We start from the raw sequence: 24508 nt of genomic DNA, 5'->3' as shown, positions 1-24508 counted from the left end.
ATTATCCAATAGGGTAATTTGTTGATACCTATTTAACTGAGAACCGTTTACTGCCTGGCAGCTCTTCACCAGTCGGAGTAACAGTCTCTTGTATACGATATTTATAGTTGTTTTCATATTTGGTAAACATGCTGACATTTACCAATACACCCATGGAGATTGCCAGCAAAAAGATGGATGATCCGCCATACGAAACAAACGGCAAAGGAACCCCAGTGATTGGGATTAACCCTGTCAGCCCTCCCAGGTTGATGAATGACTGAATGCCGATCATACTGGTGATGCCGATCGCTAACAGGCTTCCAAATGGGTCGTGGCATTTCCCAGCTATCCGATAGCCTTTCATCACGATAAATCCAAGGGAGAGCAGGACAAAACCTACACCAAAAATACCGAGCTCTTCCGATATGATAGCCATGATAAAATCGGTATGCGGCTCAGGCAAATACCCGTATTTCTGGATACTGTCACCCAGCCCTTTTCCCGTTACTCCTCCTGAACCTATGGCGATATAAGAGTTGACCAGCTGGTAGCCTTCCCCTTTTTCATATTCGAACGGGTTCAGGAAGCTATTGATCCGCCCCATTCGGTTATCTGTAAAAATCGAATCTTTCTTAATGAGCACAAGCGGGGAGATCAATAAACCAAGCGCCAATAAAATACCAACAAGTTTCATGATATTTTTCATGCCCATCCCGCATGAAAGGATGACTGTTGTTGCAATCAGGAAGATGATCAGTGCAGTACCGAAATCTGGCTGCATGACAATCAAAGAACAAACAGCGCCAAGAAAAATGATTGGCGGCATAACTGCTAGATTGAAGTTATTAATATAACTTTGCTTCTTTGCATAAACAGCCGATAGGTAGATAATCATGCCCAATTTGATAAACTCTGACGGCTGTATAACCATCCCTCCGATTTTCAGCCAGCTTTGAGCGTTATTAGAAGTATGGCCTATAACAAAAAGAAGCGCCAACACAGCTACAGAGCCAAAAAAGATCGTTTGCAACACTTTCTTTGTCTGGTACAACTTATATGGAAGAAAGGCAAAGAAAGCAAATAGGATAAACCCGAGTATCAAATGGATTCTTTGTTTTTGAAAAAAATAATCGCTTTCGACGCCATATCTTTCCGGGCCGATCACAGAGCTGGCACTATAAATCATCACAAGACCAAATAAACTTAAAAGAATGATCGATCCTATCAAACTGTAATCGTAAGACCTTGCTATTTTTTTAAACATCATAATCGACCTCTTTTTATAATGCAACGCTAAATGGGAGGTAATATAAGTATAACATATTTATTTAATGTGTTATACTCAATTTCCTCTAAACAACATTACATTATTGTATTGATTTTACCATTTCTCACAGGGAAATAACAAATTATTTTTAGAATATATAGAATATTTAAAATTATATACCGAAGAAGTGGATTTTATCACTTGTTAAATTATGTAAATATAACTTAACTTGTCATTGAGCCTTTTCAAAGCTATTATACATGAAAAACGATTCAAAAAAACTCAAACAACGAAAAAGCATTGTTTGAGTTTTACAGAGACCTGTTATTTTTTCAAGGAAGCTTCATGTAAAGCTGATAACTCTCTCTCAAGTTGCTCTAGAAGTGATTTACCCTCGTCTTCCTCCACTAAACCTAAGCGGACTGCAAAATCTATTTCTTTAGAAAGGCCGTACATCTGAGTATCTAACACTTCTTCATACAGCGGACACTGAGGCATTGTGAGGTTATCCATTTGAACCTTAATCAACTTCAATATTTTATCGGCATCTGCCTTAAGAATGGCAAATGCTTTTTCTCGATGATTGATCAGCATTTCTGATGTCATACTAAATCCCCCGTTTCAGAGCGACTATTTAACTAATCTACCTCTAAATTTTAACCTTTATATAGTGAAAACACAAGAATATCACTGAGTTATGAATAAATAAACGTTATCTGCTATTTTACCCTTTGTCCCCATAAAAGTAAATTGGTACAAAATAAATAGTATTAAAATTTTCCATCTTCTTTCGTTTTACCGCTAAGACTCCCCCTACAATCACAAAAGAGCAGCCAAAAAAGGAATCGGTCGAGAATATTTGAAAACTCCCTACAAGTCATTCCATTTTCCAACCGTTTAAATCTTCTATATACTTAAACAGAAACAAACTTATAACAAACTTATATAGAAATTGAGGGGTTTAACATATGGAAAGCATAGTGCCTATTAAAGGAAAAGTGCGCTTCGCCATCACACTGGATCCAAGTGTATGGATTTTCGACGACCGCAAGAAAAAAATGGATGATTTTTTCAAAGAAGATGCCAAAGCCGACGATGAGATGGAAACATACACAAAAGAAGTATCCAAGCATTGGGACAAGGAAATGACGGAAGGTGCACAGCTTCCAGAAACTCAAAAAAAACCTAAAAGAAAATACAATAAACAGGAAATGCGAACCGAATCATACGGCATCTACTTCCATGATTTCCTAAAAAACAGCGAACCGGAAAGCGATGCGGTTGAAGTGATCGTGGAATGTGAAAACAGCGAACATCGTTTTTCAATGGAGCAGGCGGAAAAGTTGATCCTTTGTTTTTCGGATAAAGGGAAAGCGCTTAAAGAAGATGGCCCTGTCCACATTTATTATGGTTCCACTCCTGAAGAAAAAATTACCCATGTGCGGGCATTCAGAGTCCAATAAGTAGATGCCTACGCGAAAACGGCTGCGATAATCACAGCCGTTTTTGTCTATGTCTTTAAAGGATATTGGCCGCCAACTGTGCCAAACTTGATCTCTCTCCTTTTATCAATTTAATATGCCCGCTGATACCCTGGTCTTTAAATTTTTCAATAGCATATGTCAATCCATTATTATGTTCATCCAGATAAGGATGATCAATCTGTTCCGGATCGCCCATCAGGATAATCTTGCTTCTTTCCCCCACTCGTGTAAGGATGGTCTTCACTTCATGCTTGGTAAGATTTTGCGCCTCATCAATAATCATGAACTGCTCCGGGATACTGCGGCCACGGATATAAGTCAATGCTTCGACTTCAATTGAATTGATGCCTGCCAATATGCCGTCCAATTCCCCAGGTTTCTTTGTATTGAATAAGAATTCCAGATTATCATAAATCGGCTGCATCCAAGGCCTTAATTTCTCTGCTTTTTCTCCCGGCAGATACCCTAGATCTTTTCCCATTGGAACAATAGGACGGGCAACCAATAGTTTCTGGTATTTGCCCAAATCCTCCGTCTGCATCAATGCAGCCGCTAAAGCCAACAAGGTTTTTCCGGTACCCGCCTTGCCGATCATGGTCACAAAAGGCAAATCCTCGCGCAAGAGAAGCTCGATCGCCATCATCTGTTGGGCGTTTCTAGCCTTGATTCCCCAGACCCTCTCCTGGTCGAATATCAACTTTCTGACTTTTCTCGCTTCATTATCCACCATTCCGATTGCTGAACTCTTTCCTCCAAGAGAGTCCTTCATCAAAAGGAACTGATTGGGGTAAAAAGGGTGGTTAGCGAGATCCGCCAACAGTAGATCCCCTTTTTCATAAAAGAGGTCCAAAGCCTCCTTAGGAATATATAGTTCATTGAACCCGCTATAAATATGGTCGAGTTCCACAACTCTGTCATTCAGAAAATCTTCAGCATTTAAGCCTAAGGCATCAGCTTTCACCCGGACAAGGGTATCTTTGGAAACGAGAATGACTTCTTTCCCGTTTTCCTTTGCTTCTTCCTCTAGGGATAAATTTTTGGCGACCGCTAAAATCCGGTTATCATTTGTTTTTTCCACGAAAATTTCCTGCAATTGAAGGAAATATTTATGGTTCAGCTCAATCCTGATCGAGCCGCCATTATGCAACTGAATCGTTTCATGAAGCTTTCCCGACTTTCTTAGATTATCGATCAGTTTGGATACAAGCCTTGCATTCCTTCCCACCTCGTCGAGATTCCGTTTCTTGGAATCGACTTCCTCCAGTACAACGGCCGGTATGACCACTTCATTTTGTTCGAATGAAAAAATGGAATAAGGATCCTGCAATAGGACGTTCGTATCTAACACATATATCTTATTCAATATAATGCCTCCTGCCGGAAATATTTCAATCAGTGATTCTGATGAATGGCACTAACTATGTATGACCAGTATATGATGCACTCTATGGTATTGCTAAAAATATATGTCCCAGAGCATAAACTTAGAATGTCGATGGCAAAATAAGCATGAGCCGCACATTTATTGTTAGGGAGGTACACCATATGCCAAAGTTCAGGCTTGCTTTTCTTGCTTTGCTGTTAGTGGCGGGCGGTTGCCAAATGCAGAAAGACAACACCCAAGAGCAACACAACAACGCTTCTTCCCCTTCCGCCAAAGACAATGCCCGCAATGATCATGATGCTGCATGGAATAAAGAAGAAATCCAAAAGGCAGCCGATGCATTGAAGCAGTCAGCGGGAAAGGTGCCGCAGGTCCAGCATGTCGAAGCGGTGGTCCTTGGGCCCTATTCATTTATTGCCGTTGACGTAGATGCAAACCTTGACCGGGCCAAAGTTGCCGAAGTTAAGCAGCATGTGGCAGATGCCGTTAAAAACGAAAAGTATGGAAGCAACGCACTCATCGTTGCTGATCCGGATATGATCGCCTCTCTTAAAAAAGTTGGCAATGACATAGCTGCCGGAGAGCCAGTGGAAGGCATCCTGCAAGAATTAAGCGATATTGCCAATCGTATTGTTCCTGAAACCTCCGCGGAGACCAACACGGAACAAACCGGTTCCCACAAATAAGAATGCTGAAGACACAGAGTGCTGCTTCCGATTCGAAAATATTCTTAACACTTCAAACGTGATATAATAAAGCTAGATTATATACTAGAGGTGTAAGATGAAAGTAAAATGTGTAATTTGCGATAAAATCGAAAGCATTGACCATAATTCTCCCATTGCAAAAAAACTTCGTAACCGCCCGATCCACACATATATGTGCCAATCATGCCATGACCGCATCTCTGAACGTACCAACGAACGGATCCAATCAGGGCAATTCCATTTTCGAAAACCAGAGAACAAAGAAAAAGATTGGTGATGCATTAAAAAAGGCAGCGAGATCATATCTCGCTGCCCTTTTTTAATGATAATTTTTAAACCGTTCAGGGTTCTCCAAAATGCTGTTGAGCATGCATTCAATGAGATCAGCAGGAAAGGAGGAAGTAAGCTCTTCCCCATCTTTCCTGTACGTTACCGAATACATATCGTCTTTCTTGCTGACTTTCAACCTTGAAAGGCCATGCTCCTTTTCAAGCAAATGCTGAAAAGAATGAAATGTTTCTTCAGCCGCGCTGTCATCAGGACGTGCTTCGTGCACCACCTTGATACTTAACCAATTGTACAATGAATCTTGGAGTGACATTATAGGATCTTCTCCTTTCACTTACCAAACATGGTTTCAATAGGCATGTTGCGTATCTTTGGTGAAATTCAAGCGATTTTCTTGTTCTGGCTCTTCCGGTGAAGATGAAGACGGAAACGGTAGATGCCCAGGAACAATGCTGTAAAAAACAAACCTTCCGCCATTGGCAGGAATGCGGCAAAAAAAGTAAGGATTGTACAACCAAAGGCTAGACATGCATAAATAATGATGTTCTGCAACAATGATAATTTCTTGGCAAAGCCAAGATTATATACGATGATTGTCAAAACTAATACAGTTAAATATAAATACCACATACCTGCATCCGGATTCTTATCCACTTCAAATAGAGCTGCAAAAAACGATAAGCGTTCAGAAACGTCCATCCCATTTCCCCCCTATGAAATCCGCCTTAGTTTGTTTCTGCGAATTTTTTCTTTTTGGCTACGCGTTCACGCTCGCCTTTATCAAGAATCTTTTTACGAAGACGGATACTTTCTGGTGTCACTTCAAGGTACTCGTCATCGTTCAAGTATTCCAGCGCTTCTTCAAGAGACATGATGCGCGGTTTTTTCATAGTTGTTGTTTGGTCTTTGTTCGCACTCCGCATATTCGTCATTTGTTTTGCTTTAACGATATTGACAGTCAAGTCATTTTCACGGTTATGTTCTCCGACAATCATACCTTCATAGATTTCAGTGCCCGGTTCTACAAAGATTACACCGCGGTCTTCAACACCCATGATTCCGTATTGAGTCGCTTTTCCTGTTTCCATGGATACAAGCACACCTTGACGGCGTCCGCCCACTTGGCCGGTTGCCATTGGCTGATAGCTGTCAAATGTATGGTTAAGGATTCCAAAGCCGCGTGTTAAAGTCAGGAATTCAGTTGAATATCCGATCAATCCGCGTGCAGGAACCAAGAATTGAAGTCTTACTTGTCCGTTTCCGTTATTGACCATATCCTGCATTTCGCCTTTTCGTGCTCCAAGAGATTCCATGATGGCACCAGTGTGCTCTTCAGGGATATCGATTTGAACGCGTTCGACCGGCTCGCAACGTACGCCATCAATGACGCGGACAATAACTTCCGGTTTTGAAACTTGAAGTTCAAAACCTTCACGTCTCATGTTTTCGATAAGGATCGATAAGTGAAGCTCGCCACGTCCTGAGACAATCCATGCATCCGGTGAGTCGGTAGGATCGACACGAAGGCTGACATCTGTTTGCAGTTGCAATTGTAGGCGCTCTTCAATCTTTCTTGCTGTCACCCATTTACCTTCTCGGCCTGCGAATGGCGAGTTGTTCACAAGGAATGTCATTTGCAATGTCGGCTCATCAATGCGAAGAATAGGCAATGCCTCTTGGTGGTCGTCAGGACATACCGTTTCGCCGACGTTGATATCTTCCATTCCGGATACAGCTACTAAATCGCCGGCGTATGCTTCATTGATTTCTACCCGTTTTAAGCCCGAGAAACCGAAGATTTTAGTTACGCGGAATTGTTTGACGGTACCGTCTAGTTTCATAAGCGCAACTTGTTGGCCAACTTTCATTGTACCGCGGAACACCCGGCCGATACCGATACGGCCTACATAGTCATTGTAATCAAGCAATGCGATTTGGAATTGCAATGGCTCATCGCGATTGTCTACTGGTGCAGGAATGTTATTCACGATTGACTCGAACAAAGCTTCCATATTTTCCTCTTGATCGGCAGGATCTGGGCTGAGTGAAGCTGTTCCGTTGATTCCTGAAGCATAGACAACCGGGAAGTCCAATTGGTCTTCGCTTGCATCTAGTTCAATGAATAGGTCGATTACTTCATCGACTACTTCTTCAGGTCTTGCAGCATCGCGGTCAATTTTATTGACAACGACGATTGGTGTAATTTTTTGCTCCAATGCTTTTTTAAGAACGAAACGAGTTTGAGGCATGCATCCTTCATACGCATCAACCACGAGGACAACCCCATCGACCATTTTCATGATCCGTTCTACTTCTCCACCGAAATCGGCATGGCCAGGAGTATCCAGGATATTGATTTTAGTATCATGATATCGAACCGCTGTATTTTTGGCTAGGATCGTGATACCGCGTTCTCTCTCGATATCATTTGAATCCATTGCTCTTTCTTCCACATGTTCGTTCGCCCGGAACGTCCCAGACTGTTTTAATAATTGGTCGACCAATGTCGTTTTACCATGGTCAACGTGTGCTATAATTGCTATATTGCGTATATCTTTACGAAGATTCAACCATTTCCACTCCTAATAATTCAGATTAACTAATATATTATATCATACCCACGCACTAGATAAAAGCAATTAAATTATGTAAAATAGAGACCATAAGGGGTGATTTATATGAATCCAAAGGTTTTATTTCTAGGATTAGCGTTCTTGGCTGCTTTTTGTATGGCTGGAACCGCAATCAGCATCAGCTATCGCAGTATAATAGGCATATTATTGACTTTAATCGCTTTATGCGCAGTAATGGGGACTGGTTTTTCACTTAAGAAGAAATTTCGTGAAGCAGGTAAATTGTAAGTATAGAATGAACTATGATTGAAGGGTATTTTTCCTACTATCGAACCAATTTTAGTCCAAACTAGCGCTTCCCCTTCCCATAGCCATTTTCACTTTTGGTTAGAGGAGGAGCCATAAGCGCCAGTTAGAATAAAAGAAGCTCCTGCCATATTGGCAAGGGCTTCTTTTGTCGGGAAGAACATCAATCTCCGAAGAGAGCCGTTACAATTTCCTCATGCAAGCCAGGCTTGGCCACCAGGAAAGTGCCCCCCTTTAAAAAATCGACCTGATTCCCTTTAATATCCGAAATAACGCCTCCCACCTCTTCTATTAAAACGGCACCGGCTGCAAAATCCCAAGGAGCAAGCCTCATGGACATATAAGCATCAATCCGTCCAGCAGCTGCACTTGCCAATTCAATTGCAGCTGAACCAAATGAACGGGTGGCCCGCGCACCTCGGACCAGCCGGATGACAGCATTCATGCTGATTGTTTTTTTCGGCAATAGCCAGGAGGCATTCAAAGCAATCATGCTGTTTTCAAGTGTGGCAGGTTCAAGCGGCAATAGGCGAGTATCATTCATATAAGCTCCTGCCCCGCGCCGTGCATGGTACATTTCATCATGGACCACATCATAGATAAGGCCTATGATGCCGACTCCGTCATCATAAATACCGATCGATATGGCAAAATTGCGTTGTTGATGAATAAAATTGGACGTTCCGTCAATCGGGTCGATGAACCAGACAATCCCGTCCAAATTTTCCACTTGCTCCCCCATCCCTTCCTCTGCAACGATTTTATGGTTAGGGAAGGCAGCAGTCACTTTATCGCGAAGAAACACTTCGATCTCTTTATCAATGTCGGTCACTAAATCGGTGCGGTCGCTTTTTGTTTCAATATGCAAAACTTGGCCGAAGGATTGTTTGATTTGTTGTCCCGCTTCTTTCATCCATGCCATTGCATATGATTTAAGTTTTTCCCAGTATTTTTCGTCCATCCAACACACCTCAAAATTCGCATTAATATATTTATTATATGAAATCATCCCGGAAATACATACCCTGAACGCTTGTATTCGTTAAAATTGCCTCGCCAAACCGTATTATGGCTATTAAAAGCCCCTGATCCCATTTTTTAACTAGCGCTAAGACCCCGCTTAAAAGATACGCGAATGGAAATAAATGTAGGCGGAAAATCAAGCCGCCGCTAAGAATCCGATTGTTAGCGGGGATGAATGCCCCGCTAAGTTTCACTTTATAAAAATATATAAAAACGAGCCCTCGCTATGCAGAGCCCGTTTACTATAGTCATATACAATTCAATGAACCCCCTATTCACAAGGCTTGTAGCTTTATTAATTCCCTACGGATTTTTTCGAGCTTTGCTTTGCTTTCTTTTTGCTGTTCTTTATTCTTTTCGGTGATTGCCTCATATAAAGTAGCTAATTCATAGTCCAATTCCATGCGTAATACTGTTGCACGCTTTTTTTCATATTCTTTCGCTTTTGTAGTTGAATTCATAACCTGTTTCATGTCGTACACCCCTTTTTTTATAGATTGAATCATTTGGCTTTTCACTAAATCCCCAGTTGAACACTGCTGAATGCCTATTTCTTCACGTAATTGTATAGAGAGCCCCATGTACCATTCAAACAAGCTAAATTCTAGAAAAGCTATATACGAGAAAAAAGCGGACTTGCTTCACACCTCTTCTGAAGAGTGTTATTCATTCTATGAGGATCTCCCGAAATTAGCACATTTTTTTAAGATATTATTCTTGTCTGTGTTACACTAAAAGTATCATGATTACAAGGAGGCTCTCCATGCAATTCAATGGATTTAACGCTGCAGATTTCAATGTATTCAAAATAAATGGCCTGGAACCAAGAATGGAGGCCCTTCAGAGCCGGATACGCCCAAAACTTGAATATTTAGGAGCTTATTTTGCACCAGAGCTGTCTGTTTTGACCGGACAGGAACAATTTGCCCATGTGGCGAAGCATGCACGCCGGTCTGTCAATCCCCCGAATGATACTTGGGTTGCTTTTGCCCCCAATAAACGAGGCTATAAAATGCTTCCCCATTTCCAAATTGGTTTATGGGAAACCCATGTATTCATCTGGTTTGCTGTCATCTACGAAGCTCCCATGAAAGCTGAAATCGGTTTACAAATGCTACAGCAAAAAAATCGGATCATAGAAGAAATACCAAGTGATTTTGTATGGTCCGTCGACCATACAAAACCTGACGCCAAGAAACACGGCGAACTTTCCGATGCTGATTTTGAAGAGATGTTCCAACGCCTTCAAACGGTTAAAAAAGCTGAAATCCTTTGCGGCTGCCAAATATCGAGAGAAGATGCCCTTCAAATGAATGGTAAAGCTTTTATTGATAAATGTTCTGAAGTATTTGTAAATTTATTACCCCTGTATAAATTGTATTAAACACCCGCGGCCCAAAAACGTCGGGCAGGAACCAAAAAGAACTGCCAGCACTTGTTTTGCTGGCAGTTCTCATTTTTAGTCAAAGCTTTATTTTTGTCCCTTCCTGTGCAGCTTTTGCAGCCTTAACGGCGCGATAGGAAGAATAGCCGCTCACTTCTTCAAATTCTCCGCAAATTTTTTTCTCCCCTGCTATACTTGGCACTATTTCTTTAAAACGACGGTATCTTCTCATGAATTCCTCGCGCATGATGCCTGTTTCGTACGCCATTTCTACTGCTTCAAAGAAAGCGATGCTATCGACAATCTCTTCTGTGCTCCAATCAAGCTCCATCGGATATTGGTATTCCATTTTTATTCCTCTTTTCTGTCATTTCTATTGTTGCCACTTCTTTCGGATTTGGTCTGCTTCACCGATCATTTTATCAAATAATTCGCTGACCGTGGGTATATCCTGTATCAAACCTGCCACTTGCCCTGCCCATGCATAGCCTTCATCTTTGTTGCCTTCATGTATGTATTTTTTATTAGAATAACCACTAATATAGTCTTTCAACCCTTCATAGCCCATCTGCTGTTTTTCCATCTCAAGAATTTTATCAGTCCAATGATTCGAGAGGGCGCGGGCAGGCGCTCCCAGCGAACGCTTAATGACTACGGTATCACGCTCGGTCGCATCGATTAAAGATTGTTTATAGACATCGTTAGCACCTACGCATTCCTTCACCGCAATAAACCGTGTTCCCATTTCAACACCTTCGGCACCGAGGCTCAAGGCGGCCATCAGCCCTCTTCCGTCGCCGATTCCTCCAGACGCCACGACCGGAATATTGACTGCATCAACTACTCGAGGAACCAGAACCATCGTGCCGAGATCATCTCTCCCCAAATGGCCTCCTCCTTCTTGTCCGACTACGATAACTGCGTCCGCTCCCAGTTCTTCCGCTTTTTGCGCTTGCCTTACAGCAGCCACCAGCACAATGATCTTTACACCTGTTCCTTCCAATGCATCAAATACAGGTTTAGGGTTTCCTCCCGTAATCGTAGCAATGGACATCCCTTCTTCCAGTGCCGCCTCAACATAAGGAATAAATGGGCGATCATGCGAACCGATGGCAAAATTAACAGCAAACGGATGTTTAGTCATTGCTTTCGTTTTTCTTAACTCCTCCTTAAGAAGCTCCGGGTTTTTAAGGCTCATCGCCGTCACTTGGCCAAGGCCCCCGGCATTTGAAACTGCAGCTGCCAAATCCGCATAAGCCAAATGGGCAAGCCCACCTTGTATAATCGGATAGCGGATATCCAGAAGTTTTGTAATCTTTGTTTCCCAATTCATATGAAACCAGCCTCCTCATTTTTAGCTGTAGAACTGCCTTTTCCTTTGCCAGGATGGCTTATGGAAGAACACCTGCATACCATTTGCCCATCTAGTCCGGTATAAACATTCAAATCGGATGCTAAAATCGGCATTCCCCCTATGATAATTTTTGATAATGGTTAATGGAATAAGCCATCATTCGATATCTCCCTTTTCTACTTACTGATTGCCAGAATTATACCCAAGAACCTACATATGTTATATTATACCAACTTTATATACAGAATTGGGCAATACTTGAAATGAATCAGAATAAGCATGGAAACAAAAAAGAAGCCTGCGCCAACCAGGCAGACTCCTTTGTTTGTTTTTTCTTATATGAATGGTTTATTCATTCTCCGAATGGCCGTTGCAATGTTCACAATTCGAGTAAAGTACACTTACTTTTTCGTCTTCAAAAGAATCAATCGTACTGTTGCATGTTTGACAAATTAAAGTTCCCATTATTCAAGCCCCTTTATTCGTATAATGTAAACGCTTTATTTTCCATATTTATATAATAATATAACACAATTGAAAAATCAAGGGTTAATTGTATGTTATATTAAATATATTAAGAGATAAATAGGCTGATTTTTTGCTGGTAAAGGCTCATAATAATGATCAATCATTAATGAACCATTCATTCACCAATAACGAAAGAAGGTTTGAGAAAATGATCAAATTGACCGAACAATCCTTTATTAAACTCGTACCACAGGCAAAGCTGCAACAGATTGCTCCAGCTGAAATAAGGGAACTGCTGCATTCCTACAAAGAATGCACTGAAAAGACAGGTACTCAAGTTAAATGGCATTACAGCCACTACGCTTTTCCGTATGTAATAAAAGAATGCCAGGACCAAAGTCAATGGCTTTGCCTGCAATCCGACCAATATCCATACAACCTGATTATTCTTTTCATAGGCAACGAATTTATTAAGACGGGCGGCGAGGAAAGGCTGCAGAATTATATAGGCATTGGACTTACATCCTCTTCCACCGCAGGAGATCAAACAAAAGCCAATGAAATAGGGAGGTTCCTGTCCAAAAAACTTCAAGGCGAATGGCATATGTTCAACCGGCGGGTCAAATATGACTATGCCCGAAAGTAGCGGTTCCGCCCAGCCTTGGGTTATCAGGCAGACATCATCCAAAACTCCCGAAAAATAAACTGAATGGAAACGTAACAAACTAAACTCAAAAGAGTAAGCACATATGTTTTCGTTTTCGGCTCAATGAATCGATTGGCAATATAGAGAGCCATATGAAAAAAAACAATAAACAGGATCACTTTATAAATCATCCGATCATGCTTGGACATCCATTCTACTAATGTATATCCGCTCCAGATTACCCATTGCATCAAAAACACCGCATAACTTCTCATCGCGCTTTCAGCTCCATCACTCGTTTCATGATCGTTATGTAAAAATCTATTATATGTACAATCTAATTTATGTCCCGCCTTTTTCTTTTATGATGATTGCCCTTTCTGCCATCATTCGGTTATATGCAGACTATCTTCTTCTCTTTTGGCCATCAAAAAAGCGGCCCCTTGAACGAGGCCGCTTTTTTCGGTTAGCTTATGATTATTTTACGATATGGATTGGAGCGCCTAAAGCGACTTCTGCCGCTTCCATTGTAATTTCGCCCAATGTAGGGTGAGCATGGATTGTCATAGCGATATCTTCGGCTGTCATACCAGCTTCAATAGCTAATCCAAGTTCAGCAATCATATCGGATGCACCAGCACCGGCAATTTGTGCACCGATTACCAAGCCATCTTCTTTGCGTGTAACCAATTTCATAAAGCCATCTGTTTCGTTCAAGGATAGAGCCCGTCCATTAGCTGCAAATGGGAATTTACCAGCAACGATATCGAGGCCTTCCTCTTTTGCTTGTTGTTCTGTGTATCCAACGGAAGCAAGCTCAGGCTCAGAGAATACAACAGCAGGAATCGCTAAGTAATCGATTTCTGAAGAATGTCCTGCAATCGCTTCAGCAGCAATTTTGCCTTCATATGAAGCTTTGTGCGCTAAAGGAGGTCCTGCAACAATATCACCGATTGCATAGATATTCTTGATGTTCGTGCGGCATTGTTTATCAATTTCAATCAAACCGCGTTCCGAAATCTTAATGCCCACTTGTTCCAAACCGATTTCTTGTGTATTCGGTCTACGCCCAACTGTTACAAGGACATAATCAGCTTCAACTGTTTTTTCTTCACCTTTAACTTCATATTTGACAACCACTTTATCGGCCGTTTCTTCAACGCCTTTTGCCATTGCTTTCGTTTCAACTGTAACGCCTTTTTTCTTCAGGTTACGTTTAACCAAAGTAGACATTTGTTTTTCAAAACCGTTAAGGATTTCATCTGTTCCTTCAAGGATTGTTACCTTGGTACCGAAGTTAGCGTATGCACCGCTAAGCTCTGTTCCGATATAGCCTCCGCCGATTACAACCATTGATTTAGGAAGCTCTTGCAAATTCAAAGCACCAGTTGAATCAATGACACGTTTTGAATATTTGAATGCTGGAATCTCGATTGGAGTTGAACCTGTTGCCAAAATAGCATTATTAAATGTATAAGTTTGGGCAGAGGTTTCATCCATTACACGAATTGTATGCTCATCAACGAAATACGCTTCGCCGTACACAACATTAATTTTGTTTCCCTTTAATAGGCTTGCGACACCGCCAGTCAATTTCTTGACTACGCCTTCTTTGAATGATTGCACTTTTGAAAAATCAAGAGTGACATTTTCAGCAGTGATTCCCATATCCGCTGAATGCATTGCATGCTCATAACGATGCCCTGCTGAAATCAATGCTTTTGAAGGAATACAACCAACGTTTAAGCATACGCCTCCAAGAGTCGCTTTTTCAACAACCGTTACTTTTTGTCCAAGCTGAGCGGCACGGATAGCAGCTACATAACCGCCAGGGCCTCCACCAATTACGAGAGTATCTGTTTCAATCGGGAAATCTCCAACAACCATCTTTTTACGCCTCCATTAATAGTAGTTCTGGATCGTTCAACAAACGTTTGATATGATTTAAAGCATTTTGAGCTGTAGCTCCATCAATGATGCGATGATCAAAGCTCAATGAAAGTGCCAATACTGGTGCTGCGACAATTTCACCATCGCGAACGATTGCTTTTTCGGCGATTCGGCCAATACCTAAGATAGCTACTTCTGGATGATTGATGACTGGAGTGAACCATTGTCCGCCAGCACTTCCGATGTTAGTAATTGTGCAAGATGCGCCCTTCATTTCAGTAGGAGCCAACTTGCCTTCACGCGCTTTTCCTGCAAGTTCATTAATTTCATTAGAAATACTGAATACAGACTTGCGATCGGCGTTTTTCACGACAGGAACCAATAGCCCTTTTTCTGTATCGGCAGCAATTCCGATATTGTAATAGTGCTTTTGAACAATTTCACTGTTTTCATCATCAATGGATGTGTTCAGAACAGGGAATTCGCGCAAAGCGCTAGTCAATGCCTTCACGACATAAGGCAAGAAAGTAAGCTTGATTCCTTTTTCCGCAGCAACCTCTTTGAACTTTTTGCGGTGTGCGACAAGTTTTGTCACATCCACGTCGTCCATTAGAGTCACGTGAGGCGCAGTATGTTTAGAGTTTACCATAGCTTTGGCAATTGCTTTACGGATGCCGCTCATTTTTTCGCGAGTTTCAGGGAATTCGCCTTCCGGTACCACTGATGCTGCAGCAGTTGTTGATGCAGTTTTTTCTTGTACAGAAGCTTCTTCAGCTTGGTCAGCAGAAGTTTGTCCTCCATTCAAGAAGGCATCAATATCGCCTTTCAATACACGTCCATGGTCTCCGCTTCCTGTTACTTGAGCGATTGTAACACCTTTTTCACGAGCGTATTTGCGCACGGAAGGCATAGCGATTACACGCTTGTTTGAATCTTTTGTTTCCGCTTGGGCCCCAGCGCCGGTTTCTTCTTTTGCAGCCGGTTGATCCGCTTGTTCTTTTTCAATCTTTTGTCCAGCTTCAGCAGTCGACTGAACTTGTGCTTCTGTTTTGCTTTCTTCTTCTTCGTGCTCGCCTTTAAATGAAAGATTCTCATATCCAGGCGCATCGAATGTGACAAGGACGTCGCCAACTATTGCGACTGTTCCTTCCGATACATGGACTTCTTCTACTGTTCCTTCTACCGGTGATGGAATTTCAACAACTGCTTTATCATTTTGTACTTCACAAAGCACATCATCCTCTTGAACTTTGTCGCCAGGCTTGATGAACCATTTTACGATTTCGCCTTCGTGGATACCTTCACCGATATCTGGTAATTTAAATTTAAATGACACGTAATCCGACCTCCTATGAATTCAGCTTCTTTTCTACTACTCTTGCGAATAGATCAGGATGTTCAGGAGATCGCCTAAGTTCATAGGCGATCTGCCTTATCTGTAATGGTAATTAGAAATGTAATACTTTATTAGCTGTTTCAATAATATCCTTAAAGTTTGGCAACCAAACTTGTTCTGCTTGAGAGAACGGGAAGACTGTATCTGCAGCTGTGACACGCAATACTGGAGCTTCCAGGCTCAAGATTGCTCTATCATTGATTTCAGCTACCACGTTTGCAGCAATACCTGCTTGTTTTTGAGCTTCTTGCACTACCATTGCTCTACCTGTTTTTTCAACAGATGCGATGATTGTATCGATATCCAACGGGCTGACTGTGCGTAAATCGATGACTTCTGCAGATACGCCGTCTTTTTCCAATTCTTCCGCTGCTTTAAGCGCCTCATGCACCATAGCACCGTAAGCAATGATTGAGATATCAGTTCCTTCACGTTTCACATCAGCTTTGCCTAATGGAATTGTATATTCACCTTCAGGAACTTCTTGACGGAATGATCGGTATAATTTCATATGTTCTACGAAAATAACAGGGTCATTGTCTCTGATTGAAGAAATCAATAATCCTTTTGCATCGTATGGTGTTGAAGGAATGACAACTTTAAGTCCCGGTTGTTGAGCCATTAAACCTTCCAAGCTGTCTGCGTGCATTTCAGGCGTATGCACACCGCCTCCAAATGGCGTACGGATTGTTATTGGCGAATTATATCTTCCGCCTGAACGGTAACGCATACGTGCCATTTGCCCAGAAACACTATCCATTATTTCATATATGAATCCAAAGAATTGAAGCTCAGGAACTGGACGGAATCCTTGCAATCCAAGACCGATTGCCAAGCCGCCGATCCCTGATTCAGCAAGCGGCGTATCAAATACACGATCTTCGCCGAATTCTTTTTGTAATCCTTCAGTAGCACGGAATACTCCGCCGTTTTTACCTACGTCTTCACCAAAAACGAGGACTTTTTCGTCATTGCGCATTTCAGTGCGCAAAGCATCTGTGATTGCTTGAATCATTGTTAATTGAGCCATTGCTTACTTCGACTCCTTTTCTTTATAGATTTCATACTGTTCTTTCACGTTGACAGGCATTTCTTCGTACATGATGTTCAATAGGTCTGTCACTTTTTGTTTTGGAGTAGCATCTGCCTTTTTGATTGCTTCTTTAATTTCTTCTTTAGCTCTTTCAATAACAGCTGCTTCCATTTCTTCATTCCAGATGCCTTTGTTTTCCAAATACTTACGGAAACGAACCAAAGGATCTTTTAATTCCCACTCATTATCGATATCTGAAGTACGGTAACGAGTTGGGTCATCTCCGGCCATTGTATGTGGACCGTATCTATATGTTAATGTTTCTATCAATGTAGGGCCTTCTCCGTTAATGGCACGTTCACGGGCATCCTTAACAGCTGCATAAACAGCAAGAACATCCATGCCGTCAACTTGAATGCCAGGAATCCCTGCAGCAACTGCTTTCTGTGCAATTGTTTTTGCAGCAGATTGTTTTTCAACAGGAGTAGAGATTGCGTATCTATTATTTTGAACGATGAAGATAGCAGGTGCTTTAAACGCACCAGCGAAGTTGATTCCTTCATAGAAATCCCCTTGTGATGTACCGCCGTCACCTGTGTAAGTGATCGCTACGGATTTAGCATTTTTTTTCTTCATTCCCAATGCAACACCGGCACATTGTACATATTGAGCGCCAATGATGATTTGCGGAGAAATAACATTGACTCCCTCAGGAATATTATTTCCTTCGTAATGTCCTCTTGAGAATAAGAAAGCTTGGTACAATGGTAAACCGTGCCATACAATTTGCGGTACATCACGGTAACCAGGAAGGATAAAGTCTTCTTTTTCCAACGCGAATTGAGAACCAAGCTGTGATGCTTCCTGTCCTGCTGTTGGAGCGTAGAAACCTAAACGCCCTTGACGGTTCAATGAGATAGAACGTTGATCCAGCACACGAGTGTAGACCATTCTTGTCATCAATTCTTTTAATTGTTCATCAGATAAATCAGGCATTGCATCTTTATTAACAACTTCTCCCTCTTCGTTCAGAATTTGAAGGGTTTGAAATTGGTCTTTAATTGCCTCCATTTGCTTATTCACATCAAACAGGGCTTTAGCTTTTTTAGCAGCCATTCTTTTCACCTCATCCTTTCCTATATTAAAAGGTACATAATTTAATGAATAAACCCCTTGTCCATAATCACTCAAGAAATCAAGTCATAGTTGACAAATATAGCTGTCAATGTCCTTTTCCATTTTGCAGAGGAACAGAAACATCTTGGCGGTTTAAGTTTGCTAACATTTTATACTGTACCAATAAAAAGCACAATATAAATATAACAATTAATCATCCATATTATAGTCTACATTACCCCGGCTGAACCCGTCAAACGAAACGCACTATTACTATGCCAATACTCCTTTGTTTAAGAATTCATTTTCTCTCTGAAGCGCTAACCTCTGTTATATAATAAAAATCAAAACTGTATCAGTAAAAATAAACTTTTTGTGAAAAAATATTTTTCTTTAGTGTAAACCCTTACAATCAGACTCTAAAATATGGGAGTGCCTATTTTATACTCCCTAACCAGACTTATGTAAGCGTTTTTTAGTTATATTGATATAATAATAGTCGCTTTTCCTAGTAGTTAAGCAACATTCTGCTGGTTCATTCAAAATAACGGTTCTCCGTTATATGGGACCAAAATCAAAAAACATCCATACAATAGATGGATGCCCCTTTCATATCTTTATTTTTCTGTTTCCATCTCGAGAAGATATTCATTCTTTTCTTTTACGTACAAACCAGTGGCTCTGTTATACTCTTCATTATATTGAATAACCTTTTTATAACACCCGTTTACACTCTCGATTGCATTTTGCAAATCAGTGATTGAAGCATTTTTCTTTGAAAATAGCCGATATAATTTTCGATCGGCCTTTATGCTTTTTTTGTACGAATCCATCAGGAGGCCATGGGCCTGGAATCGCTTGAGGCCGACTGCCCACAATCGGCGCGCCTTCTCTTCTTCTTCCTGATTCGCAGCATGAAAATCACGGCCTTTTTCCCATGCTTTGCGTGCTTTTTTTACCATATTTTCTTCTATCTTCATCATTTCTTCCCGAGACTTCAAGGAATCCTCCAACTTAGCTACTGCCGTGCCAATCTCCTCCGCTCGCCTTTTATCCAATGAAATCAACTCACTATAATATTCATTTTCTTCCTTTTCAATTGCTGCCAGGCTCGACTGGGGAACTTCTGCTTCTACAAATAGCCGATCGGTGTTTTTTATCAATTGTTGTATCTCATTGGAATTTTCTGGTTCTCGACAGCCTGCTAATATGAATAAAGATATAAATAAAAGAATCCAAATTTTGTTGCCCATTTTAAAGCCTCCTTATCTTGATCAATATGGTATGTGCATTTCTAAGCTACCTTCCGCTCTCTTTTCTCTATGAATATGCAAATAGAGGCAACAATAGAATGGCAGCATTTAAACCTTCCACCAAAAGGAACTAGACTACACGCATCCTCTAAACCGATACGTTTACATTAAAGACAAGATAAGGTAGTATTTTAATGTTAGGCAACTCTAAAAGGAACACATAATAGCCTTTACTGAGGAACTTCCCCCTGCAGTTGCCATTTAATCGTTAAACCAAGGGCAAAAAGGCCCTGTTAGAAAAATAGAGGTGGATACACATGATTACGATGAAAGATATTGTGATGGAGGATCAACCGGTTCTTCGCCAGGTCGCACAGGAGGTAACCCTTCCTGCTTCCGAAGAGGATAAAGCAATCGCAAACAGCCTATTGGAATATGTCATCAATAGCCAAAATAAAGAAATAGCCGCCAAATACGGTCTGCGTCCAGGCGTAGGATTGGCTGCACCGCAAATCAATGTCAGCAAGCGCATTATTGCCGTCCATATCAGGGACGAAAAAGGAAATTTATATAGCTACGCCCTTTTCAATCCAAAAATCATCAGCCACTCGGTGGAAAATTCTTATTTGGCCGGCGGAGAAGGATGCCTATCCGTGGATAGACCTGTTCCCGGCCTCGTGCCAAGACATGCCCGGGTGACTGTAAAAGCAACCACTATTGAGGGTGAAGAGATAAAATTGCGCCTTAAAGGCATGCCCGCTATCGTTTTTCAACATGAAATCGATCATCTGAACGGTATTATGTTCTATGACCATATCAGCGCTAAGGATCCTTTTGCGCCGATCCCGAATGCTACAGTAGTTGAATAAGGAAAACAAAGGGAAAGCACGAACAAGCTTTCCCTTTGTTTTTTCAAATAAGGCCGATTTTCTTTAGGCCATTCCAAATCCCATCGTTCTCTACGTCTGTTGTTACTATATCCGCATGTTGGAGCAATGCCTGTTCCGCATTTCCCATAGCAATTCCCGTTCCGACGGTTTGCAACATCTCTATATCATTCAGCCCATCGCCGAACGCATATACGTCCTGGATGCAAAATCCAGCTTTTTTAATAAAAAGCTCGATGCCCGCTGCTTTCGAACCTCCTTCAGGCAAAACATCCACGCAGACTGGATGCCAGCGCACATAGCGAAGTTCATGGGAAATCCCTTCATATCCTTCCATCTCTTGCTCCGGTACATAGAGAAGTGTTTGATAAATATCGTTCTCTCTAAAAAAGTATTCATCTTTTTCCGGATGGCCCAATGAAAAGGTGCCCAGCGTTTCAGCAATATGATCCGAATAAGGCACAGAGCTTCTCATAGTAGCCTCATTCATGAAAATCAGCGGAACGCCGTTACCGTCGGCTCTCTCTAGCAAAAGGTTCAACGCCTCAGTCTTCAGAGGATTTCGATAGATTACTTCATCTTCAAATACGACATACTGGCCATTAAAGCTTACATAAGAATGTATGTCCAGTTCCTCTCTTATGCCTTCAAACATAAACGGAGCGCGTCCGGTTGCAATCGCCACATAAATACCTTTTTCCTTCAGCAGCCGAATAGCTTCTTTTGTGGATGCCGGCAGTTTTTTGTGATGGTCAAGCAATGTACCATCTATGTCAAAAAAAACAATTTTTTTCAAAGTAGCTTCCCTTCATTTCCCAGATATTAAATACCTATTCATTTAAAATGGTAACGGCGACAAAGTCAAGAAAGCGTTCCTCTTATTCATTTCCATCCTTATATGGCAATATCCAATGCCATCCATCATATACTAATAGAGGACAAGCAGACAAAAAGACTTATTTACTTTCTGGGCCATTGGTTTACAATATAAATAAGGGAAGTGATCTGCAATGCTGAAAAAGCTGCGGAAAAAACTGCTTAAACAATGGAAAGACATGTTGCGCAAGAAGACAATTGCATAATTTTTTCTAATATAGCCCTTCAAAACTTGCGAAGGGCTTGTTCTTTCATGTAAAGTTTTCTAAAATACTACATAATGGAGATACTATAAAACAAACCTCCAAATTAAGTATCAGTCCCCATCCTGCCGCAATAAATTCTCTTCTGGCGGAGGATCATAATCGATTAAAATTAGCATCATGTTGTAATACATGAAAATAATGCTGTTTTTATATATAATGGAATAAGCAATTAAATGGAATGAAGGAGCGAATTTAAATGATCTACAAAGTATACTACCAGGAATCACTTTCAGAGGTGCCTGTGCGCGAAAAAACAAAAACAATGTTTGTGAAATCTGATTCTGTGTTAAATGTAAGAAGAAGCCTAAAAGACAGAAACTTGAACATTGAGTATATCGGAACTGTCGAAGGCGCATATATGGATTACGAAAAAGAAAATGAAGACTTTAAAGTATTGGAGCTATAATTTATGAAATTTGTTAAGAATGACCAGACCGCTGTTTTCGCATTGGGCGGACTTGGCGAAATCGGTAAAAATACGTATGCAGTCCAATTCCAGGACGAAATCATCTTAATCGATGCCGGTATCAAGTTCCCCGAAGACGAACTGCTCGGCATAGATTATGTAATCCCGGATTACTCATACCTTGTAAAAAATGCAGATAAAATCAAAGGCCTGTTTGTCACTCACGGTCACGAAGACCATATTGGAGGCATACCTTACCTGCTTAAACAGATAAACATCCCGGTATACGGCGGCAAGCTCGCTCTTGGATTAATCAGAAACAAACTAGAGGAACACGGTCTATTAAGATCCTCTACACTGATCGAAATCAAAGAGGATGATATCATCAAATTCCGGAAAACGTCCGTTACGTTCTTCCGCACAACACACAGCATACCGGATTCTTACGGTATTGTTGTTAAGACGCCCCCAGGACAAATAGTCCATACTGGCGATTTCAAATTTGACTTTACTCCAGTGGGCGAACCGGCCAACCTGACTAAAATTGCCGAAATCGGCAAAGAAGGCGTCCTATGCCTCCTATCAGACAGCACAAACAGTGAAGTGCCTGATTTCACTATGAGTGAAAGAAAAGTTGGAGAAACCATTCAGGATATTTTCAGAAAGGTAGAAGGACGCGTTATTTTCGCTACCTTTGCTTCAAATATCCACCGTTTGCAACAAGTAGTAGAAGCTGCTGTTGAGAACGGTCGAAAAATCGCTGTGTTCGGGCGGAGTATGGAAGCAGCAATCGAAATCGGCCAGGAACTTGGCTATATCCGCTGCCCGGAAGGCACTTTTGTAGAATCTCAGCAAATCAATCGCCTGCCGGCCAACAAGGTGACAATCCTATGTACAGGCAGCCAAGGTGAACCGATGGCAGCCCTTTCCCGCATAGCGAATGGCACTCACCGCCAGATTCAAATTATCCCTGGGGATACGGTTGTATTCTCTTCTTCACCAATTCCTGGGAATACCATTTCAGTTTCCCGGACAATCAATATGCTCTTTAGAGCAGGCGCAGATGTCATCCATGGCAAGCTGAGCAATATCCATACTTCCGGCCACGGCGGCATGGAAGAGCAAAAGCTGATGCTGCGCTTAATAAAGCCGAAATTCTTCATGCCGATCCACGGTGAATACCGCATGCAAAAAATGCACGCACAACATGCGATGGAATGCGACGTGCCTGAAGAAAATTGCTTCATCATGGATAATGGCGAAGTATTAGCTCTAAGCAGCAACACAGCCCAAGTAGCAGGCAAAATCCAATCCGGTTCTGTTTATATCGATGGAAACGGCATTGGCGATATCGGCAATATTGTACTCCGCGACCGCCGCATCCTATCAGAAGAAGGATTGGTTGTTGTAGTAGTAAGCATCAATATGAAAGAATTCAAAATTTCGGCAGGCCCGGATATTATTTCACGCGGATTTGTCTATATGCGTGAATCAGGCGACCTGATCAACGATGCCCAAAACTTGCTTAAAAAGCATTTGAATAAAGTGATGGAACGAAAGACAAGCCAATGGTCTGAAATCAAAAATGAAATTACAGATACATTGTCACCATTCCTATACGAAAAAACGAAACGCCGTCCAATGATTCTTCCGATTATCATGGAAGTGGACAAGTAATTCTTTTTGGTATCAAAAAGCCCACTCAACATAGAGTGGGCTTTTTCAATCCATCACTTTTTTCTGGAATCGGTTAATATCCGTATCCGCACCGATGACAATCAACACATCGCCGGCATTAATGATTTCATTCGCCTGCGGGGACACAATGATTTCCTTCCCCCTCTTGAAGGCAACGATATTGATTCCGTATCTTGCACGAATATCCAGATCAAGCAAGGTCTTACCATCCAATTTTTTGTTGGCTGCAATTTCGACAATTGAATGTTCATCCGACAGCTCCAAATAGTCCAAGACGCTGTTCGAAGCAATTTTATGGGCTATTCTTCGGCCCATATCCCTTTCTGGATGCACAACATGGTCAGCGCCGATTTTGATCAATACTTTTTCGTGGTAATCATTGGTTGCTTTGACGGTAATATCCTTTACACCTAATTCTTTCAGGATCAGTGTCGTTAATATACTTGCCTGAATATTATCCCCGATTGCTACAATCACATGGTCAAAATTCCGGATACCCAGACTCTTGAGGACGGATTCATCCGTAGTATCGCCTATGACTGCATGCGAAGCGATGGAAGCAAACTCATTCACTCTATCTTCATCATGATCGATCGCCAGGACTTCCATTCCCTCTTCAATCAATTCACGGCAGATGCTGCCTCCGAACCGACCAAGCCCTATAACTGCGAATTCTTTCTTCACGTTCATTCCTCCACCATCTAAATGCTAATTGAACCTTCCCATATTCTATCACATCTGACCACGGGCAACCAATCCGCTATGATGAAAATCACGCCACCAAAAAAGGCTGCACGGATAATTCCATGCAGCCTCTTTTC

28 protein-coding genes are annotated in these 24508 nt (G+C 41.5%); 9 read left to right on the top strand and 19 right to left on the bottom strand.

Going from position 1 to position 24508, the window contains the following annotated elements; genetic code table 11:
• Positions 1–28: 28 nt before the first annotated feature.
• Positions 29–1246, bottom strand: coding sequence for an FtsW/RodA/SpoVE family cell cycle protein (locus BN1765_RS08160; protein ID WP_050616712.1), 1218 nt, complete (start codon positions 1244–1246; stop codon positions 29–31).
• 327 nt (positions 1247–1573) lie between these two features.
• Complete coding sequence (locus tag BN1765_RS08155; RefSeq protein ID WP_050614650.1) at positions 1574–1855, bottom strand: Fpa/YlaN family protein; 282 nt, start codon at positions 1853–1855, stop codon at positions 1574–1576.
• 362 nt (positions 1856–2217) lie between these two features.
• Here BN1765_RS08155 and BN1765_RS08150 point away from each other — a divergent pair, with 362 nt between their 5' ends.
• Positions 2218–2712 carry a hypothetical protein gene (locus tag BN1765_RS08150; RefSeq protein ID WP_050614649.1) on the top strand — a complete coding sequence of 165 codons (495 nt, stop codon included), beginning with the start codon at positions 2218–2220 and terminating at the stop codon, positions 2710–2712.
• A 55-nt stretch (positions 2713–2767) separates the two neighbouring features.
• On the opposite strand, the gene BN1765_RS08145 is transcribed toward BN1765_RS08150, so the two are convergent.
• Entirely contained in the window at positions 2768–4096 is a 1329-nt protein-coding gene (locus tag BN1765_RS08145) for a PhoH family protein (protein ID WP_050614648.1), read from the bottom strand.
• Between the two features lie 182 nt (positions 4097–4278).
• Here BN1765_RS08145 and BN1765_RS08140 point away from each other — a divergent pair, with 182 nt between their 5' ends.
• Together BN1765_RS08140 and BN1765_RS08135 are read left to right on the top strand one after the other, a co-directional pair.
• Positions 4279–4803 (top strand): YhcN/YlaJ family sporulation lipoprotein, encoded by a 525-nt coding sequence (locus BN1765_RS08140; protein ID WP_050614647.1) that lies wholly within the window; start codon positions 4279–4281, stop codon positions 4801–4803.
• Between the two features lie 97 nt (positions 4804–4900).
• Positions 4901–5101: a YlaI family protein gene (locus tag BN1765_RS08135; protein WP_050614646.1), complete on the top strand. Its 201-nt coding sequence runs from the start codon at positions 4901–4903 to the stop codon at positions 5099–5101.
• A gap of 42 nt (positions 5102–5143) precedes the next feature.
• On the opposite strand, the gene BN1765_RS08130 is transcribed toward BN1765_RS08135, so the two are convergent.
• From BN1765_RS08130 to typA, 3 genes are all read right to left on the bottom strand, one after another.
• On the bottom strand, positions 5144–5425 hold the full coding sequence (locus BN1765_RS08130; RefSeq protein ID WP_315969828.1) for a hypothetical protein: 282 nt from the start codon (positions 5423–5425) through the stop codon (positions 5144–5146).
• Between the two features lie 68 nt (positions 5426–5493).
• Positions 5494–5811: a YlaH-like family protein gene (locus BN1765_RS08125; RefSeq protein ID WP_050614645.1), complete on the bottom strand. Its 318-nt coding sequence runs from the start codon at positions 5809–5811 to the stop codon at positions 5494–5496.
• Positions 5812–5837: 26 nt separating this feature from the next.
• Entirely contained in the window at positions 5838–7682 is a 1845-nt protein-coding gene (typA, locus tag BN1765_RS08120; protein WP_050614644.1) for a translational GTPase TypA, read from the bottom strand.
• A gap of 108 nt (positions 7683–7790) precedes the next feature.
• Between typA and BN1765_RS08115 the strand changes: the two genes are divergently transcribed.
• Positions 7791–7973, top strand: coding sequence for a YlaF family protein (locus BN1765_RS08115; protein WP_050614643.1), 183 nt, complete (start codon positions 7791–7793; stop codon positions 7971–7973).
• A gap of 181 nt (positions 7974–8154) precedes the next feature.
• On the opposite strand, the gene BN1765_RS08110 is transcribed toward BN1765_RS08115, so the two are convergent.
• A complete protein-coding gene (locus BN1765_RS08110; protein ID WP_050614642.1) occupies positions 8155–8952 on the bottom strand; it encodes an inositol monophosphatase family protein in 798 nt (265 codons plus the stop codon).
• A 337-nt stretch (positions 8953–9289) separates the two neighbouring features.
• A complete protein-coding gene (locus tag BN1765_RS08105; RefSeq protein ID WP_050614641.1) occupies positions 9290–9487 on the bottom strand; it encodes a hypothetical protein in 198 nt (65 codons plus the stop codon).
• A 290-nt stretch (positions 9488–9777) separates the two neighbouring features.
• On the opposite strand from BN1765_RS08105, the gene BN1765_RS08100 reads away from it, so the two are divergent.
• Entirely contained in the window at positions 9778–10398 is a 621-nt protein-coding gene (locus BN1765_RS08100; protein WP_050614640.1) for a YktB family protein, read from the top strand.
• Positions 10399–10477: 79 nt separating this feature from the next.
• On the opposite strand, the gene BN1765_RS08095 is transcribed toward BN1765_RS08100, so the two are convergent.
• From BN1765_RS08095 to BN1765_RS19505, 3 genes are all read right to left on the bottom strand, one after another.
• On the bottom strand, positions 10478–10747 hold the full coding sequence (locus BN1765_RS08095) for a UPF0223 family protein (RefSeq protein ID WP_050614639.1): 270 nt from the start codon (positions 10745–10747) through the stop codon (positions 10478–10480).
• Positions 10748–10771: 24 nt separating this feature from the next.
• A complete protein-coding gene (locus BN1765_RS08090) occupies positions 10772–11731 on the bottom strand; it encodes an NAD(P)H-dependent flavin oxidoreductase (protein ID WP_050614638.1) in 960 nt (319 codons plus the stop codon).
• A 369-nt stretch (positions 11732–12100) separates the two neighbouring features.
• Complete coding sequence (locus BN1765_RS19505) at positions 12101–12217, bottom strand: GapA-binding peptide SR1P (protein ID WP_075050790.1); 117 nt, start codon at positions 12215–12217, stop codon at positions 12101–12103.
• 211 nt (positions 12218–12428) lie between these two features.
• On the opposite strand from BN1765_RS19505, the gene BN1765_RS08085 reads away from it, so the two are divergent.
• A complete protein-coding gene (locus BN1765_RS08085; protein WP_069203002.1) occupies positions 12429–12866 on the top strand; it encodes a DUF1885 family protein in 438 nt (145 codons plus the stop codon).
• 23 nt (positions 12867–12889) lie between these two features.
• Here BN1765_RS08085 and BN1765_RS08080 read toward each other — a convergent pair whose 3' ends face one another.
• The 6 genes from BN1765_RS08080 to BN1765_RS08055 all read right to left on the bottom strand — a co-directional run bounded on the left by BN1765_RS08080 (position 12890) and on the right by BN1765_RS08055 (position 19554).
• The gene (locus BN1765_RS08080) at positions 12890–13141 is read right to left on the bottom strand and encodes a hypothetical protein (protein ID WP_050614637.1); all 252 of its coding nucleotides are present in this window, start codon (positions 13139–13141) and stop codon (positions 12890–12892) included.
• 202 nt (positions 13142–13343) lie between these two features.
• Complete coding sequence (lpdA, locus tag BN1765_RS08075; RefSeq protein ID WP_050614636.1) at positions 13344–14753, bottom strand: dihydrolipoyl dehydrogenase; 1410 nt, start codon at positions 14751–14753, stop codon at positions 13344–13346.
• Between the two features lie 4 nt (positions 14754–14757).
• Entirely contained in the window at positions 14758–16092 is a 1335-nt protein-coding gene (locus tag BN1765_RS08070; RefSeq protein WP_050614635.1) for a dihydrolipoamide acetyltransferase family protein, read from the bottom strand.
• A 112-nt stretch (positions 16093–16204) separates the two neighbouring features.
• Positions 16205–17182, bottom strand: a complete 978-nt coding sequence (locus tag BN1765_RS08065; RefSeq protein ID WP_050614634.1) for an alpha-ketoacid dehydrogenase subunit beta — start codon at positions 17180–17182, stop codon at positions 16205–16207.
• A 3-nt stretch (positions 17183–17185) separates the two neighbouring features.
• Positions 17186–18301 carry a pyruvate dehydrogenase (acetyl-transferring) E1 component subunit alpha gene (gene pdhA / locus BN1765_RS08060; RefSeq protein WP_050614633.1) on the bottom strand — a complete coding sequence of 372 codons (1116 nt, stop codon included), beginning with the start codon at positions 18299–18301 and terminating at the stop codon, positions 17186–17188.
• A gap of 617 nt (positions 18302–18918) precedes the next feature.
• Positions 18919–19554: a YkyA family protein gene (locus BN1765_RS08055; RefSeq protein ID WP_050614632.1), complete on the bottom strand. Its 636-nt coding sequence runs from the start codon at positions 19552–19554 to the stop codon at positions 18919–18921.
• Positions 19555–19871: 317 nt separating this feature from the next.
• Between BN1765_RS08055 and def the strand changes: the two genes are divergently transcribed.
• Positions 19872–20423, top strand: coding sequence for a peptide deformylase (def, locus tag BN1765_RS08050; protein ID WP_050614631.1), 552 nt, complete (start codon positions 19872–19874; stop codon positions 20421–20423).
• A 43-nt stretch (positions 20424–20466) separates the two neighbouring features.
• Here def and BN1765_RS08045 read toward each other — a convergent pair whose 3' ends face one another.
• Positions 20467–21237, bottom strand: coding sequence for a Cof-type HAD-IIB family hydrolase (locus tag BN1765_RS08045; RefSeq protein ID WP_050614630.1), 771 nt, complete (start codon positions 21235–21237; stop codon positions 20467–20469).
• A 542-nt stretch (positions 21238–21779) separates the two neighbouring features.
• Here BN1765_RS08045 and BN1765_RS08040 point away from each other — a divergent pair.
• Both BN1765_RS08040 and rnjA read left to right on the top strand, forming a co-directional pair.
• A complete protein-coding gene (locus BN1765_RS08040) occupies positions 21780–21989 on the top strand; it encodes a DNA-dependent RNA polymerase subunit epsilon (RefSeq protein WP_050614629.1) in 210 nt (69 codons plus the stop codon).
• 3 nt (positions 21990–21992) lie between these two features.
• Positions 21993–23666: a ribonuclease J1 gene (gene rnjA / locus BN1765_RS08035; protein ID WP_050614628.1), complete on the top strand. Its 1674-nt coding sequence runs from the start codon at positions 21993–21995 to the stop codon at positions 23664–23666.
• Between the two features lie 45 nt (positions 23667–23711).
• On the opposite strand, the gene BN1765_RS08030 is transcribed toward rnjA, so the two are convergent.
• Positions 23712–24371 (bottom strand): potassium channel family protein, encoded by a 660-nt coding sequence (locus BN1765_RS08030; RefSeq protein ID WP_050614627.1) that lies wholly within the window; start codon positions 24369–24371, stop codon positions 23712–23714.
• Between the last annotated feature and the right edge of the window lie 137 nt (positions 24372–24508).

Source organism: Bacillus testis, from assembly GCF_001243895.1.
GTDB classification, from domain to species: domain Bacteria; phylum Bacillota; class Bacilli; order Bacillales; family DSM-1321; genus Bacillus_AD; species Bacillus_AD testis.
Note: the sequence above shows the minus strand (reverse complement) of the source record. Positions and strands in the feature narration are given on the sequence as shown.